The organism is Diaphorobacter limosus (assembly GCF_033100095.1).
Lineage (GTDB): Bacteria > Pseudomonadota > Gammaproteobacteria > Burkholderiales > Burkholderiaceae_C > Alicycliphilus > Alicycliphilus limosus.
Genome location: NZ_CP136921.1, coordinates 363,498 through 377,556 on the forward strand (window position 1 = coordinate 363,498; position 14,059 = coordinate 377,556).

Consider the following 14,059-nt stretch of genomic DNA (forward strand, 5'->3'; position numbering starts at 1 on the left):
AAACCTGTCTATAATTCAAGGCTCAGCAGATGACGGATACGAAAGTTTCTGAAATCTGAGTGGGGGTATAGCTCAGCTGGGAGAGCGCTTGCATGGCATGCAAGAGGTCATCGGTTCGATCCCGTTTACCTCCACCACACTGAATCTAGGTTTTGACCCTATCGTCTAGAGGCCTAGGACATCACCCTTTCACGGTGAGTACCGGGGTTCGAATCCCCGTAGGGTCGCCAAGTTTGGCTGCACTTGGACTCGCAAGAGTCGCAACGCAGCTACCGACGCGGAGTGGTAGTTCAGTCGGTTAGAATACCGGCCTGTCACGCCGGGGGTCGCGGGTTCGAGTCCCGTCCACTCCGCCAAAGTTTTCGCAAGGTTCGGGGGTATAGCTCAGCTGGGAGAGCGCTTGCATGGCATGCAAGAGGTCATCGGTTCGATCCCGTTTACCTCCACCAACCTGCACAGTTTCTAGGTTTGACCCTATCGTCTAGAGGCCTAGGACATCACCCTTTCACGGTGAGTACCGGGGTTCGAATCCCCGTAGGGTCGCCAAGTTTTGTCGCACTTGGGCTCGCAAGAGCCGAACGCGGCACCGACGCGGAGTGGTAGTTCAGTCGGTTAGAATACCGGCCTGTCACGCCGGGGGTCGCGGGTTCGAGTCCCGTCCACTCCGCCAAGTCTCTCAAAACGGGCTGCATCGCAAGTTGCAGCCCGTTTGCTTTTGCTGCTGCTTCGTTTCAAAAGAAAAACGCCTGCAGGGCAGGCGTGACAAGCGTTTGCAGCTCTTAAAAATACATCACTTCGGTGCCATGCGTATGGCGCCATCAAGGCGGATCACCTCGCCGTTGAGCATGTCGTTTTCAAAAATGTGACGCGCCAGCTTGGCGTAGTCTTCCGGTGTGCCCAGGCGGCTGGGGAAGGGTACGCCGGCAGCCAGCGCGTCCTGCACTTCCTTAGGCATGCCGAACAGCATGGGCGTGCCGAAGATGCCTGGCGCGATCGTCATGTTGCGTATGCCGCTCTTGGCCAGGTCGCGCGCAATCGGCAGCGTCATGCCGACCACGCCACCCTTGGATGCGGAATAGGCCGCCTGGCCAATTTGCCCGTCGTAGGCTGCCACGCTGGCGGTGGAGATCAGCACGCCTCGCTCGCCGGTGGCCTCGGGCTCGTTTTTGCTCATGGCGTCGGCCGCCAGGCGGATCATGTTGAAGCTGCCGATCAGGTTCACGGTGATGGTCTTGCTGAAGCTGGCCAGGCCGTGCGCGCCGTTCTTGCCCACGGTTTTTTCCGCCGGGGCGATGCCGGCGCAGTTCACCAGGCCCATGAGCTTGCCCATAGAGACGGCCTTGGCGACCACCGCCTGGCCGTCGGCCTCGCTGGCCACATCGCACTTGACGAAGGCGCCGCCAATATCGCGTGCCACGGCCTCACCCCTGTCTTGCTGCATGTCGGCAATCACCACCAGCCCGCCGGCTGCGGCCAGCATGCGCGCCGTGCCTTCGCCCAGGCCGGATGCGCCGCCCGTGACGATGAATACCTTGCCCTTGATTTCCATTCCTGGTCTCCTGCAAATAACGTTGACGTACACGTCAATTATGACGTCGTCGCAATTCATCGGATGAAAAAAAACCCGGCCGGGCCGGGTTCGGTGAAGGCTTGCCCCGGAGCGGATCAGCGGAAACCGACGCGATCGAGCATCTGCTGCACCTTGGTGGTGTTGGCGCCCACGGCCCCGATGGGAATGGTCTCGCTCTTGAAAGGCTTGCCGTCGGTCATGGCTTTCAGCGCCGGGTTGTCCAGTTCCACGCCCTTGGCTGCGGGCCATTCGTTGTTGCCGTTGGCAAAATAGTTTTGCGCCTCCGGGCTGGCCAGGTACTCCAGGAACTTGATGGCATTCGCCTGGTTCTTGGTATGGCGTGCCACGGCGCCGCCGGCGATGTTCAGGTGGGTGCCCCAGGACTGCTGGTTCGGGAAGACCACGGCCACCTTGTCCACCACGGCCTTGTCCTCGGGCTTGGCCGAGCGCATCAGGCGTGCCAGGTAGTAGCTGTTGCTGACGGCGATATCGCACTCGCCGGCGGCCACTGCCTTGATCTGATCGGTGTCGCCTCCCTTGGGCGCGCGGGCCAGGTTGGCGACCACGCCCTTGAGCCAGGCCTCGGCCTTTTGTTCGCCCATGTGTTCGGTCACGGCGCCGAACAGGCTCAGGTTGTAGGGGTGCGAGCCCGAGCGAATGCACAGCTTGCCCTTGTTCTTGGGGTCGCCGAGCTCCTCGTAGGTGTCTACGTCGTCCTTGTTGACCTTGGCCTTGTTGTAGACGATGACGCGGGCACGGGTGGACAGGCCGAACCAGGGGATGCCGCCGTCGGCTGTGGGGGTTGCGCGCAGGTTGGCGGGAATGGCGTCCTCGAGCACCTTGGAGCGCACCGGCAGAAACAGGCCGTCGGCCTCGCCGCGGTACAGGCGGGCGGCGTCCACCAGCAGGATCACGTCCGCGGGCGAAGCCGAGCCCTCGGCCTTCAGGCGGGCCATGATGCCGGCGTCGTCCGAGTCCACGCGCTGGATCTTGATCCCCGTGGCCTTGGTAAAGCCGCTGTACAAGGCCTCGTCCGTCGGATAGTGGCGTGCCGAATACAGGTTGACGACCTGCTCCTGGGCGCTGGCGATGCCGGCTGCAGCGAGTGCACAGATGACCAACAGTGACTTGATGGGCTTGGACATGGGGTATCAGTTCCTTCTCGGTGATGTGATGCCGGGATCATAAGGCAAACGAGAATCGTTCTTAAATAAACCGTGATTCCAGCGGGCCATCATCGAGCACGCAAAAAAAGCCCAGTCAGAAGACCGGGCTTGAAGGGATCCCAGAAACGCGGAGTTTCGAGAGGATCCAAGGAGACAACTGGAGAACCTTGTTATTAAAAAGAACAACAAGATCGAAGTTGAGATTTTAGGTGTTAACCCTGAACTGCGCACATGGGCATGTGCGCAGCCGGGCTATCAGCGCTTGCGGGCAGCGACTTCAACCGTCTTGGCAGCGTTGGCGGCCGAGTTGGCAACGGCGTTGAAGTTGGCTTCGGCCACGTCGCTGGCTTGCTTCACGGCCTTTTGCACGGACTCGAAAGCGTTGTTGGCGGCGGAGACGGCGCTCTTGAACACGGCAACGGTGGTTTCGGAACCGGCGGGTGCGCTCTTGGCAGCGGTGTCCACCAGGTTGCTGAAGCTACGCTGGGCTTCTGCGGTCTGGCTTTCAAAGGCCTTGCCGAACTCGGCGTTGGTGCCGGAGGCGATTTCGTACACGTGGCGGCTGTAAGCGGCAGCCTTCTCAGCCATGGGCTGGAACAGGCCGGCTTGCAGGGCCAGCAGCTCTTGTGCGTCCTTGACCGACAGCACGGCCTGGGTGTGGGCAGCGGCTTCCGTCAGGGCGGCGCGCGAGGCGGCAACGTTCAGTTGCACCAGCTTTTCCACGCCTTCGAAGGCCTTGTTGGTCAGGCCGAACAGGGTTTCGATGTTGGCTTTTTGGGAAGCGAGGATTTGCTCGGGGGTCATGGTCATGTCATTACTCCAATTGAAATGCCCTTGCGGACGGGTTAAGAGGTCTGCCCTGACTGACCGTTGAGTCATGTTGCAGTGCAGCATGGGGCGAATTTTAGGCATCCTGGCGAGACTTGCAAGTCTTTTTTGTTGCGGTGCAACATTTTTAGGGTCATTGCCCCAATGTTCCGTTGGTTACGGCTGCGCCGATGCGCGGCGCCTGGCTGGCAGAATCACCCTTCCATGAATGCGTCCCATGTTTCTTCCCCTTCGCAGGCCGGTCGCGCCCCTGAGCGCCCCGCGCCGCAGGCCAGACAAACCTACCCCGTGCTGCGGCCGATCACGACCCGCTGGCTGGACAACGACATCTATGGCCATGTGAACAATGTCGTGTACTACAGTTGGTTCGACACCGCCGTGAATGCCTATCTGATAGAGCAGGGCGCGCTGGACATTCACCAGGGCGAGACCATAGGCCTGGTGATCGAGACCCAGTGCAACTACTTTGCGCCGCTGGCCTTTCCGCAGACGATTGAGGCCGGCATCCGCGTGGCGCGGCTGGGCGGCAGCAGCGTGCGCTATGAGGTCGGCCTGTTCGCCCAGGGCCAGGAGTTGAGCGCCGCCTGCGGCCATTTCGTGCATGTCTATGTGGGGCGGGGTGATCGCCGTCCGCGCCCCTTGCCCCAGCGGCTGCGCCAGGTGCTTGAACCCCTGTGCCTGGCGCCATAGGGCAGGGTGGCAATGGGTATTGCCATGGGTGCCAGACATTGATGCCAGAATCACCGCAGAGACAAACACCCTGCGGTGCCCGCCACCGCCCCTGACCAGCACCGGCCCGCAGGGCTGGCGCGCGCATCCATGATCATCACCAGCCTGCTCGACACCGACCTGTACAAGTTCACCATGATGCAGGTGGTGCTGCACCAGTTTCCGGGCGCGCAGGTCGAATACCGCTTCAAATGCCGCAACCCGGGCGTGCAGTTGGCGCCCCATGTGGATCAGATTCGCGACGAGATCCGCGCCCTGTGCACCCTGCGCTTTCAGGATGCGGAGCTGGCCTATCTGCGCTCGCTGCGCTTCATCAAGAGCGATTTCGTGGACTTTCTGGCGCTGTTTCGGCTGAACGAAAAGTACATACAGGTCAGCGCCCTGCCCACAGGCGAGATCGACATTTGCATCACCGGCCCCTGGCTGCACACCATCCTGTTCGAGATCCCGGTGCTGGCCATCGTCAACGAGGTGTACTTTCGCAACACGCAAAAGCAGCCCAACTTCCCCGAGGGGCGCAGGCGGCTGGACGCCAAGATCGCGCAGCTGCAGGCCGACGGCCTGGAGAGCCTGAAGATTGCCGACTATGGCACCCGCCGGCGCTTTTCACGCGCCTGGCATGAGGAGGTGCTGCGCGTGCTGTGCGCACGCCTGGGCACCGACGACCGTGGCAACGGCGGCGCCGGGCAGTTGGCCGGCACCAGCAATGTGCTGTATGCGATGCAGCTGGGCCTGACACCGCTGGGCACCATGGCGCACGAATACCTGCAGGCCTGCCAGTCGCTGGGCCCGCGCCTGCGCGATACCCAGGTGTTCGGCTTCGAGATGTGGGCCAAGGAGTACCGCGGTGACCTGGGCATTGCACTGTCCGATGTATACGGCATGAACGCCTTTTTGCGCGACTTCGACCTGTACTTCTGCAAGCTGTTCGACGGTGCACGCCACGACAGCGGCGACCCCTTTGCCTGGGGCGAACGGCTCTTGCAGCATTACCGCAACCACCGCGTTGACCCGCTGACCAAGACGCTGATCTTCAGCGACGCGCTCACCGTGCCGCGCATCATCGAGCTGCACCAGCGCTTTCATGGCCGCTGCCAGCTGGCCTTTGGCATTGGCACCAACCTGACCAATGATTTGGGCCATGAGCCGCTGCAGATCGTCATCAAGATGACGCGCTGCAACGACCAGCCGGTGGCCAAGCTGTCGGACGCGCCGGGCAAGAACATGTGCGACGACGAGAAATACCTGGCCTACCTGCGCCAGGTGTTCGACATTCCCAGCCCGCCATGAGCGCCGCTGCGCAGCATCAGAACAAGAACCCAGGAGAGACTGTCCCATGAAGCTTTTTCGCACCCTGACCCTGACCGCCCTCAGCCTGGCGCCGGCCCTGGCCGCTGCCGCGGATATCGATGGCGGCCAGCTGTCGCTGCTGTGGGGTGTGCCCTTTGCCGGCATCCTGCTGTCGATCGCGCTCCTGCCCATGGTGGCGCCGCTGTTCTGGCACCACCATTTCGGCAAGCTGGTGGTGGGTTGGTCACTGGCATTTCTGCTGCCATTTGCGGTCGTCTTTGGGCCGCAGGCGGCGGGCGCCCAGTTTGTGCATGCCCTGGCGGCCGAGTACCTGCCCTTCGTCATCCTGCTGTCGGCGCTGTTCACCGTCGCCGGTGGCATCTACATACGCGGCAACCTGCGCGGCAGCCCGGTGCTCAACACCGGCATCCTGTTGGTGGGCGCGGTGCTGGCCAGCTTCATGGGCACCACAGGGGCATCCATGCTGCTGATACGCCCGTTGATACGCGCCAATGACAACCGCAGGCATGTGGCCCATGTGGTGGTGTTCTTCATCTTCGTCGTCTCCAACGCGGGCGGCTCGCTCACGCCACTGGGCGATCCGCCCTTGTTCCTGGGCTTTCTGAAGGGTGTGGATTTTTTCTGGACGCTGCGCCACATCTTCCCCGAGACGCTGTTCCTGATCGCCGTGCTGCTGGTGCTGTTCTTTGCCATTGACTCCTGGTACTTCCGCCAGGACGGCGAGCTGCGGCGTACCGACCCCACGCCCGACTCAGGCGGCGCCGCGCTGGGCTTTGACGGCAAGATCAACTTCGTGCTGCTCCTGGGCGTGGTGGCCCTGGTGCTGATGAGCGGCATGTGGAAGTCCAGCGTGCAATGGACGATAGCCGGCACCCCGGTGGGCCTGCCCGGCCTGCTGCGCGACCTGGGGCTGATCGCCATCACGCTGGTGTCGCTGGTGCTCACGCCGCGCCAGGTGCACAGCGACAACCAGTTCGGCTGGGGCCCGATGCAGGAGGTGGCCAAGCTGTTTGCCGGTATCTTTCTGACCATCATCCCGGTCATCGCCATGCTCAAGGCGGGTGTCAACGGGCCGTTTGGCGCCATCGTTTCCGCGGTCACGCGGGCCGATGGCCAGCCCGACCCGGCCATGTACTTCTGGGCCACCGGGTTGCTGTCCTCCTTCCTGGACAACGCGCCCACCTATCTGGTGTTCTTCAACACCGCCGGCGGCGACCCGGCCACGCTGATGACCACCTACGCCACGACTCTGGCGGCCATCTCCGCCGGCTCGGTGTTCATGGGCGCCAACACCTATATCGGCAACGCGCCCAATCTCATGGTCAAGGCCATTGCCGAGGATAGGGGCGTGAAGATGCCCAGCTTCTTCGGCTACATGCTCTGGTCCTGCGGCATCCTGGTGCCGCTGTTCATCGCCATGACCTTCATCTGGCTGCGCTGACTACAGAAAGGAAACGCCCCATGTCCAAGCCCCGCATCCTGGTCACACGCCATATCTTTCCCGAGATCACCGACTACCTGGCGCAGCATTTCGCGCTCGAGTCCAACCCCGAGGATGTGCTGTGGAGCCAGGCAGAACTGGCCCAGCGCCTGGCTGACAAGGATGGTGTCTTCATCACCGGCAGCCACCGCATAGACACCGCCCTGCTGGCCGCCTGCCCGCGTCTGAAAATCGCCGCCAACATGGCCGTCGGCTACAACAATTTCGATGTGGATGCCATGACCGCCGCCGGCGTGCAGGGCACGAACACGCCCGACGTGCTGACCGAAACCACGGCCGATTTCGGTTTTGCACTGCTCATGGCCACGGCGCGGCGCATGACAGAGTCCGAGCATTACCTGCGCGCCGGCCTGTGGAACAGCTGGCGCTACGACATGTTCGCCGGCGCCGAGGTGCATGGCAGCACCCTGGGCATTCTGGGCATGGGCCGCATCGGCCAGGGCATTGCCCGGCGCGGCGCGCATGGCTTTGGCATGCAGGTGATCTACCACAACCGCTCGCGCCTGGCGCCCGAGCTGGAAGCCGAATGCAAGGCGCGCTATGTCAGCAAGGACGAGTTGCTGGCCCAGGCCGACCACCTGGTGCTGGTGCTGCCCTACAGCGCCGAGTCGCACCACGCCATTGGTGCGGCAGAGCTCGCGCGCATGAAGCCCACGGCCACGCTGGTGAATATTGCGCGCGGCGGCATCGTCGATGACGCGGCGCTGGCCCAGGCCCTGAAGGAGGGGCGCATCGCCGCCGCCGGCCTGGATGTGTTCGAGGGCGAGCCCGCCGTACACCCCGGCCTGCTGGAGCGCTCCAACGTGGTGCTCACCCCGCATATCGCCAGTGCCACCGTACCCACGCGCCTGGCCATGGCGCGGCTGGCGGCGGACAACCTGGTGGCCTTCTTTGACGGGCGCGGCGCGCTGACGCCGGTGAATACCCCCAATCAGTAATAAGCAAAAAAAGGCTGTAGCGCTTATCCACAAAGCGCAAACAGCTATTGAATCGATAGTATTCCATGACCCTTGAAATGATGATCGCGCTGGCCCTGCTGGTGCTGGTCGTGCTGCTGCTGTGCGCCCTGTTACTGCGCCGCCCCCGTGTTGCGCTGCCGCCCGAGTGGCCGCAGCGCCTGCAGGCGCTGGAGTCGGCAGTGCAGGCCACGCAACTGGCGGTGGCCAAGAACGATGGCGCGCTGGACGCCATGGGCCAGCAGCTGCGCGGCTTCACGCACAGCACGCAGGTGCTGCTGGACGAGCGCCTGCAGCTGGCGGCGCAGGAGTCGCGCACCAGCCGCGCCGAGCTGCAGGCAGCCTTTGGCGCGCTGCAGCAGCGGCTGGAGCAGCAACTGGTGCAGGGCCGCAGCGATGAGGCCCAGGCGCGCCATGAGCAGCTGCAGGCGCTGGCCGCCTTCCGCGCCGAGCTCACGCAGACCGCCCAGGCCCTGAAGGGCGATGTGCAGGCGCAGCTGGAGGCGCATACGCAGCAGCTGCGCCACCAGTTCGCCGGCCTGCAGGAGGCGGTGGGCCAGCAGCTCACGGGCCTGGCGGCCAGCAGCCAGCAGGGCGCCGAGGCGCTGCGCGCTGCGCTCAACGAACGCCTGGCCGCCATCCAGCAGGACAACGCCGCCAAGCTGGAGGAAATGCGCCGCACCGTGGACGAGAAGTTGCACGCCACGCTGGAGCAGCGCCTGGGCGACTCCTTCAAGCTGGTCAGCGAGCGCCTGGAGCTGGTGCACAAGGGCCTGGGCGAGATGCAGACCCTGGCCGCCGGCGTGGGCGACCTGAAGCGCGTGATGACCAACGTGAAGACGCGCGGCACCTGGGGCGAGCTGCAGCTGGGCGCCATCATCGACAACGTGCTCACGCCCGGGCAGTACGAGAAAAACGTCAAGACCCAGCCCGGCAGCGACGAGCTGGTGGAATTTGCCATCCGCCTGCCGGGCCGCAGCGACGAGCAGCCGGTGTGGCTGCCGATCGACTCCAAGTACCCCGTGGAGCATTACCAGCGCCTGGTGGACGCGCAAGACCAGGCCGACAAGGGGGCGATCGCCGCCGCCGGCAATGCCTTCGAGGCCTCCATCAAACTGGAGGCCAAGAAAATCTTCAGCAAATACGTGGCGCCGCCCTACACCACCGACTTCGCCGTGCTCTACCTGCCCACCGAGGGCCTGTTTGCCGAGGTCATGCGCCGCCCCGGCCTGGTGGAGGCGGTGCAGAACGACTGCCGCGTGATGATCACCGGCCCGGCCAACCTGGCGGCCATGCTCAGCAGCCTGCAGATGGGCTTCAAGACCCTGGCGATCGAGAAGCGCTCGTCCGAGGTCTGGGGCGTACTGGGGCAGGTGAAGAGTGAATTCGCCAAGTTTGGCGTCATCGTGGATCAGACGCGCAAGTCCATCGACGCGGCGGCCAGGAAGTTCGAGCAGGTCGATGTGCGCACGCGCGCCATACAGCGGCGCCTGCGCGACGTGCAGGAACTGCCGGCGCCCGGGCAGCAGGCGCTGGACGATGCCGGCGCGAGTGCTGAGGACTTATTGATAGAGGACGAAGGCGATTAGGAACACGGCCACCGGGCAGCGGCCAGGTGGGCTCACAGCTCGTAGAACGCGCGCACGATGGCCCAGGCCTCGGCCGGGTCGTCGCAGTAGTGGAACAGCTTCAGGTCGCCCTGCGAGATCGTGCCTTGCTCCACCAGGGCGTCGAAGTTGATCAGGCGCTTCCAGAACTCGGAGCCGAACAGCACGATGGGCGCGGCCTTGGCCTTGCCGGTCTGCACCAGGGTCAGCACCTCGAACAGCTCGTCCAGCGTGCCAAAGCCTCCGGGGAACAGCACCAGGGCCTTGGCGCGCATCATGAAATGCATCTTGCGCAGCGCGAAGTAGTGGAACTTGAACGACAGCGAGGGCGTGATGTATTTGTTGCCGCTTTGCTCGTGCGGCAGCGTGATGTTCAGGCCGATGTTGGGCGCGCCGGCCTCGTGCGCGCCGCGGTTGGCCGCCTCCATGATGCCGGGGCCGCCGCCGGTGCAGATGTACAGGCGCTCGGCCGGCGGACGCGTCTGGCTGTATTCGGCCACATGGCGCGCAAAGCGGCGCGCCTGGTCGTAGTAGTAGGCGTTCTTCACGGCGCGCTCGGCGCGCGCGATGCGCTCGGCATCGCCGCTGGCCTGGGCTTCGGCCAACTGCTCGGCCGCGTCCTCGGGTGCAACAAAGCGCGCGCTGCCATACACCACCACCGTGTGTTCTATGCCCTGGTCGGCCTGTTCCAGCTCGGGCTTCAGCAGCTCCAGCTGAAAGCGGATGCCGCGTGTCTCGCGGCGCAGCATGAATTCGGGGTCGGCAAAGGCCAGGCGATAGGAGTCGGCGTGCAGCGGATTGCCGGCCACGGCGTAGTTGTGCAGCTCGGCCCAGGCGTTGGCCAGGCGGCTGTCTTGAAGGTCGGTGTTGGCTTGCATGATTCTTGGTATCGGAAAAAGGGCCGTCGGCTTGAGCGGTGGAGTAGCGTCAGTGGGCGGTTTGATTGTTGGATTAATTGGCTTGAAACGCTTATATGGCAAGCGCTAACAGCTATGTAAATGATAGTTTAAAACCGGCTTTCAAGGCGCAGCAGCGCCGCGCTTTGCAGTCCGGCCCAGGTCATGCACAGCGAGCCCGCCACATGCAGGGTAGCCAGGCCCAGGGCCAGCGCCAGGCGCTGCTGCTGCAGCAGGCCCAGCACCTCGGCCGAGAAGGTGGAAAAGGTGGTCAGGGCGCCGAGAAAGCCGGTCACGAGCAGCAGGCGCCAGGCAGGGTCGAGCTGCGGCAGGGCCTGGAACAGCGCCAGACACAGGCCGATGAGATAGCCGCCAATCAGGTTCGCCGCCAGCGTGCCCCAGGGCAGCAGCGCCCCCTGGGTGTTGAGCCATAGCGACAGCCGCCAGCGCGCCAGGGCGCCGGCGCAGGCGCCGAGGCAGATGGCAAGAGCGTGCAGCATCGCGGCATTGTAGGCAGGCCGGCGCGCGTCACAGCTCGATCTGCTGCCAGGCCTGCACCGCCGCGAGCACGGTGTGCATCTGCACCAGGTGTGCAAAGCGGAAGGCGTCGCCATGCACGGTTTCGTCGGGGAATTCGGTCACCAGCGTCACCGGTGCGTCGTGCGTGGTCTGTGCCTGCGTGCAGGCGATGCCGTCGATGAGCTCGAACGGCATCGGGCCGGCATGCTGCTCGTACAGCGCGCGCTGGCGCGCATTGAATTCGGCCAGGCCCGGCACTGCCTTGAGGCGCGCGCACACGGCCTCGAGCAGCGTGCGCGCCGGCTGCTGCCAGCCGGCGTGGTAGCGCAGGATCAGGAAGAAGGCCTTGGGACACATCCACTGCTCGAAGCCGCGCGGCACATAGCCCGACAGCGGGCGCGTCCACTCGTGCGCCGGGTAGCCGTGCAGGTTCACATGCAGCTGCGCGCCCGACAGGGCCAGCGCCTGCTGGCGCGCCGCGCGCTCATACAGTGGCGCGCCCTCGCGGTATTCGACATCGTCGCCCAGGGCGGTATAGCGCGCCGCATGGTGCATATGGCCGCTGTGCTGGCAGCACAGCTCGCGGTGCAGGGCGTAGCCGTCGGGGTTCTCCAGCGCGATGAGCGCGAAATGGGCCCTGCCGTCATGGCGCAGCGCGTCGGCGGCGCGCAGCGCGCCCACCACGCCCGAGGTCTCGTTGGCATGCTGGCCACCGCTGATGAACACCGGCCGTTGCGTGCCGGCCTGGTAATAGCCCCACACGCTGCGTCCCTGGCGCGTGGGCGCCTCAAAGCGCTGGCCGGGCCAGCCCTGCAGGATCTGGGCGATATAGGCCGGCGCCGGGGCGCTGCCCAGACTCTCCAGCGCCGCTGCTGCCGCCTGCGGCAGTTGTGCGGCGGCCAGCGCGTCCTGCGCCTGCGCATCAAAGGGCTGCAGGCTGACCCGCACGCGCGGCGTGGTGGCGCCCAGGCGTATGTCGGGCACGATCTGGCCGGGCTGCAGCCGCCGGTCGCCCAGCGGGCGGCCGCTGTGCTGCTGGAAGAACTCGAGCAGCGAGAAGTACAAGTCCTCGTGCAGCGCCTCGGCCGTGCTGATGCTCTCGCCCGCCCAGGCAATGGGCTGCTCGTAGCCGGGCAGGTCGATGCGCAGCTGCAGGCGCTCGAAATACGGCTCCGCATCCGGCCAGGGATGGGCGCGCACGGCGTGTAGCGCCTGGGCAAAGGCCTGCTCGTAGTCGGTGCTGACGGCGCAGTCCAGCAGGTTGGCCGCGCCGGCCATGGTGCCCACGCGCAGCCAGCCCGTGGGCGACAGCGCCGGGGCGCCGCTGGCGTCGGCGTGGCGGCGGTTGGGTGCGTGCACGCGTTGCGTCAGGCGCTTGCCGCCCTGCAGCTCAAGCTCGACGTCGTAGTGCAGCAGGGCGTCGGCGCGTGGCTCCAGCGTCAGCCCGCCTTCGGGCAGCAGGGCGGCGAGCGGGTAGGCCTCCAGCCTGAAGCGCTGCGCTGGGCCGATCTGCGGCACCGGGTAGCGCACATGGGCCGCCACCAGCTGCGCGCGGCCGACGTTGTCGATGAAATGCTGCACCAGCGGCTTGTAGGCGCTGTGAAAGCGCGCCTGCACGCCCACGGCCGCCAGCCGCTGCTCGGCCGCGCGGCGCTCGGCCTGGCCCTCGAACAGCCAGCCCTCGACATGCCGGCCGCGCCATTGCGGCTGTGAGAAGCGGCGCAGCCACAGATCCAGGGTGCGGTCCAGGTTCAGGTCGAGCAGCGTGGTGCCGGTGTCGGTATCGGTCATGGTGGTGGGGGTGAATGGCAAGGGGGCTGTGCGGCGGCATGTCATTATCTGCAGGTCATGACCCGGCCGGGCCATGCGGCGCGGATCGTGCAGGCCCGCGGGAATATGAGTGAAAAAGGCCTTTAGCGCTTGTGTAGCAAGCGCCAGATGCTCTTATTTTTATACTTTCTTTCTCTGGAGATGATTGCCATGACCCTCGATTTCCAAGGCCGCGTGGCCATCGTGACGGGCGCCGGTGGTGGCCTGGGGCGCCAGCATGCGCTGGCGCTGGCGGCGCGCGGCGCCAGGGTGCTGGTCAACGACCTGGGTGGCGCGGTGGACGGCAGCGGTGGCAGCGTGGGCGCGGCGCAGGCCGTGGCCGACGAGATCCGCGCCGCCGGCGGCCAGGCGCTGGCCAATGGCGCCTCGGTGACCGACTTTGCCGCCGTGCAGGCCATGGTGCAGCAGGCGCAGGACGCCTGGGGGCGCGTGGACATCCTGGTCAACAACGCCGGCATCCTGCGTGACAAGAGCTTTGCCAAGATGGACATGGCCGACTTCGCCCTGGTGGTGCAGGTGCACCTGATGGGCGCGGCGCATTGCTGCAAGGCCGTGTGGCCGCTGATGCAGGCGCAGAACTATGGGCGCATCGTCATGACCACCTCCTCCACCGGCCTGTACGGCAACTTTGGCCAGGCCAACTACGGCGCGGCCAAGCTGGCCCAGGCGGGGCTGATGCAGACCCTGGCCATCGAGGGCGCCAAGTACGGCATCCATGTGAACGCGCTGGCGCCCACGGCCGCCACGCGCATGACCGCGGGCCTGCTGCCCGACGAGGTCATGGCCGCCATCCGGCCCGAGGCCGTGGTGCCCGCCATGCTGGTGCTGGCGCACGAGAGCGCGCCCACGCGCACCATCCTGTGCGCCGGCGCGGGCACCTTCGAGGCCGCGCATATCACCCTGACCCAGGGCCTGTACCTGGGCGTGGGTGACGACGTACCCGAACAACTGGCCGCCCGCCTGGCCGAGGTCTGCGAGCGCCACGGTGAGCAGGTGCCCGCCAGCGGCGCCGCCCAGGGCCAGAACGAGATCCGCCTGGCCATGGCGGCGGCAGAGGCCGGGGTAAGCGCGTAGGCCTTGTACAGCAACACGGAAATATCGAAACATGAAAGCGCGCCTTCGCCCCCATGGCGGCGTTGCAAATCC

Annotated in this window: 12 protein-coding genes and 6 tRNA genes; 12 read left to right on the forward strand and 6 right to left on the reverse strand. The window is 65.3% G+C overall.

The features are described 5' to 3' along the window. The first annotated feature begins 61 nt into the window (after window positions 1–61). The 6 genes from P4826_RS01810 to P4826_RS01835 all read left to right on the forward strand — a co-directional run bounded on the left by P4826_RS01810 (window position 62) and on the right by P4826_RS01835 (window position 670). Window positions 62–137: transfer RNA gene (locus tag P4826_RS01810), tRNA-Ala, on the forward strand. Between the two features lie 17 nt (window positions 138–154). Continuing rightward, window positions 155–230, forward strand: a tRNA-Glu gene (locus P4826_RS01815). 49 nt (window positions 231–279) lie between these two features. Then, window positions 280–356: transfer RNA gene (locus tag P4826_RS01820), tRNA-Asp, on the forward strand. 17 nt (window positions 357–373) lie between these two features. After that, window positions 374–449 (forward strand) — tRNA-Ala (locus tag P4826_RS01825). Between the two features lie 21 nt (window positions 450–470). Beyond that, window positions 471–546 (forward strand) — tRNA-Glu (locus tag P4826_RS01830). Between the two features lie 47 nt (window positions 547–593). Next, window positions 594–670, forward strand: a tRNA-Asp gene (locus P4826_RS01835). Between the two features lie 120 nt (window positions 671–790). Here P4826_RS01835 and P4826_RS01840 read toward each other — a convergent pair. The 3 genes from P4826_RS01840 to P4826_RS01850 all read right to left on the reverse strand — a co-directional run bounded on the left by P4826_RS01840 (window position 791) and on the right by P4826_RS01850 (window position 3,546). After that, window positions 791–1,549: a 3-hydroxyacyl-CoA dehydrogenase gene (locus P4826_RS01840; protein WP_317702307.1), complete on the reverse strand. Its 759-nt coding sequence runs from the start codon at window positions 1,547–1,549 to the stop codon at window positions 791–793. A gap of 116 nt (window positions 1,550–1,665) precedes the next feature. Further along, window positions 1,666–2,715, reverse strand: a complete 1,050-nt coding sequence (locus P4826_RS01845) for an extracellular solute-binding protein (RefSeq protein WP_317702308.1) — start codon at window positions 2,713–2,715, stop codon at window positions 1,666–1,668. A gap of 276 nt (window positions 2,716–2,991) precedes the next feature. Beyond that, the gene (locus P4826_RS01850; protein WP_317702309.1) at window positions 2,992–3,546 is read right to left on the reverse strand and encodes a phasin family protein; all 555 of its coding nucleotides are present in this window, start codon (window positions 3,544–3,546) and stop codon (window positions 2,992–2,994) included. 222 nt (window positions 3,547–3,768) lie between these two features. On the opposite strand from P4826_RS01850, the gene P4826_RS01855 reads away from it, so the two are divergent. From P4826_RS01855 to P4826_RS01875, 5 genes are all read left to right on the forward strand, one after another. Beyond that, window positions 3,769–4,254: an acyl-CoA thioesterase gene (locus tag P4826_RS01855; protein WP_317702310.1), complete on the forward strand. Its 486-nt coding sequence runs from the start codon at window positions 3,769–3,771 to the stop codon at window positions 4,252–4,254. 129 nt (window positions 4,255–4,383) lie between these two features. Next, window positions 4,384–5,583 carry a nicotinate phosphoribosyltransferase gene (gene pncB / locus P4826_RS01860; protein WP_317703686.1) on the forward strand — a complete coding sequence of 400 codons (1,200 nt, stop codon included), beginning with the start codon at window positions 4,384–4,386 and terminating at the stop codon, window positions 5,581–5,583. Window positions 5,584–5,629: 46 nt separating this feature from the next. Beyond that, window positions 5,630–7,045, forward strand: coding sequence for a sodium:proton antiporter (locus P4826_RS01865; RefSeq protein WP_317702311.1), 1,416 nt, complete (start codon window positions 5,630–5,632; stop codon window positions 7,043–7,045). 20 nt (window positions 7,046–7,065) lie between these two features. After that, a complete protein-coding gene (locus tag P4826_RS01870) occupies window positions 7,066–8,043 on the forward strand; it encodes a 2-hydroxyacid dehydrogenase (protein WP_317702312.1) in 978 nt (325 codons plus the stop codon). Window positions 8,044–8,108: 65 nt separating this feature from the next. Further along, on the forward strand, window positions 8,109–9,650 hold the full coding sequence (locus tag P4826_RS01875) for a DNA recombination protein RmuC (protein ID WP_317702313.1): 1,542 nt from the start codon (window positions 8,109–8,111) through the stop codon (window positions 9,648–9,650). Between the two features lie 32 nt (window positions 9,651–9,682). Here P4826_RS01875 and P4826_RS01880 read toward each other — a convergent pair whose 3' ends face one another. The 3 genes from P4826_RS01880 to P4826_RS01890 form a co-directional block, all read right to left on the reverse strand. After that, window positions 9,683–10,546 (reverse strand): LOG family protein, encoded by an 864-nt coding sequence (locus tag P4826_RS01880; protein ID WP_317702314.1) that lies wholly within the window; start codon window positions 10,544–10,546, stop codon window positions 9,683–9,685. Between the two features lie 128 nt (window positions 10,547–10,674). Continuing rightward, complete coding sequence (crcB, locus tag P4826_RS01885; protein ID WP_317702315.1) at window positions 10,675–11,064, reverse strand: fluoride efflux transporter CrcB; 390 nt, start codon at window positions 11,062–11,064, stop codon at window positions 10,675–10,677. 28 nt (window positions 11,065–11,092) lie between these two features. Then, window positions 11,093–12,874, reverse strand: coding sequence for a peptidase M14 (locus P4826_RS01890; protein WP_317702316.1), 1,782 nt, complete (start codon window positions 12,872–12,874; stop codon window positions 11,093–11,095). 189 nt (window positions 12,875–13,063) lie between these two features. Between P4826_RS01890 and P4826_RS01895 the strand changes: the two genes are divergently transcribed. Further along, complete coding sequence (locus tag P4826_RS01895; protein WP_317702317.1) at window positions 13,064–13,987, forward strand: SDR family NAD(P)-dependent oxidoreductase; 924 nt, start codon at window positions 13,064–13,066, stop codon at window positions 13,985–13,987. The last annotated feature ends 72 nt before the right edge of the window (window positions 13,988–14,059 follow it).

Bases quoted from the DNA above. Each gene is read 5' to 3' on its own strand.
- P4826_RS01840 (WP_317702307.1), bottom strand. From the start codon at position 1,549: ATGGAAATCAAGGGCAAGGTATTCATCGTCACGGGCGGCGCATCCGGC.
- P4826_RS01845 (WP_317702308.1), bottom strand. From the start codon at position 2,715: ATGTCCAAGCCCATCAAGTCACTGTTGGTCATCTGTGCACTCGCTGCA.
- P4826_RS01850 (WP_317702309.1), bottom strand. From the start codon at position 3,546: ATGACCATGACCCCCGAGCAAATCCTCGCTTCCCAAAAAGCCAACATC.
- P4826_RS01855 (WP_317702310.1), top strand. From the start codon at position 3,769: ATGAATGCGTCCCATGTTTCTTCCCCTTCGCAGGCCGGTCGCGCCCCT.
- pncB (WP_317703686.1), top strand. From the start codon at position 4,384: ATGATCATCACCAGCCTGCTCGACACCGACCTGTACAAGTTCACCATG.
- P4826_RS01865 (WP_317702311.1), top strand. From the start codon at position 5,630: ATGAAGCTTTTTCGCACCCTGACCCTGACCGCCCTCAGCCTGGCGCCG.
- P4826_RS01870 (WP_317702312.1), top strand. From the start codon at position 7,066: ATGTCCAAGCCCCGCATCCTGGTCACACGCCATATCTTTCCCGAGATC.
- P4826_RS01875 (WP_317702313.1), top strand. From the start codon at position 8,109: ATGACCCTTGAAATGATGATCGCGCTGGCCCTGCTGGTGCTGGTCGTG.
- P4826_RS01880 (WP_317702314.1), bottom strand. From the start codon at position 10,546: ATGCAAGCCAACACCGACCTTCAAGACAGCCGCCTGGCCAACGCCTGG.
- crcB (WP_317702315.1), bottom strand. From the start codon at position 11,064: ATGCTGCACGCTCTTGCCATCTGCCTCGGCGCCTGCGCCGGCGCCCTG.
- P4826_RS01890 (WP_317702316.1), bottom strand. From the start codon at position 12,874: ATGACCGATACCGACACCGGCACCACGCTGCTCGACCTGAACCTGGAC.
- P4826_RS01895 (WP_317702317.1), top strand. From the start codon at position 13,064: ATGACCCTCGATTTCCAAGGCCGCGTGGCCATCGTGACGGGCGCCGGT.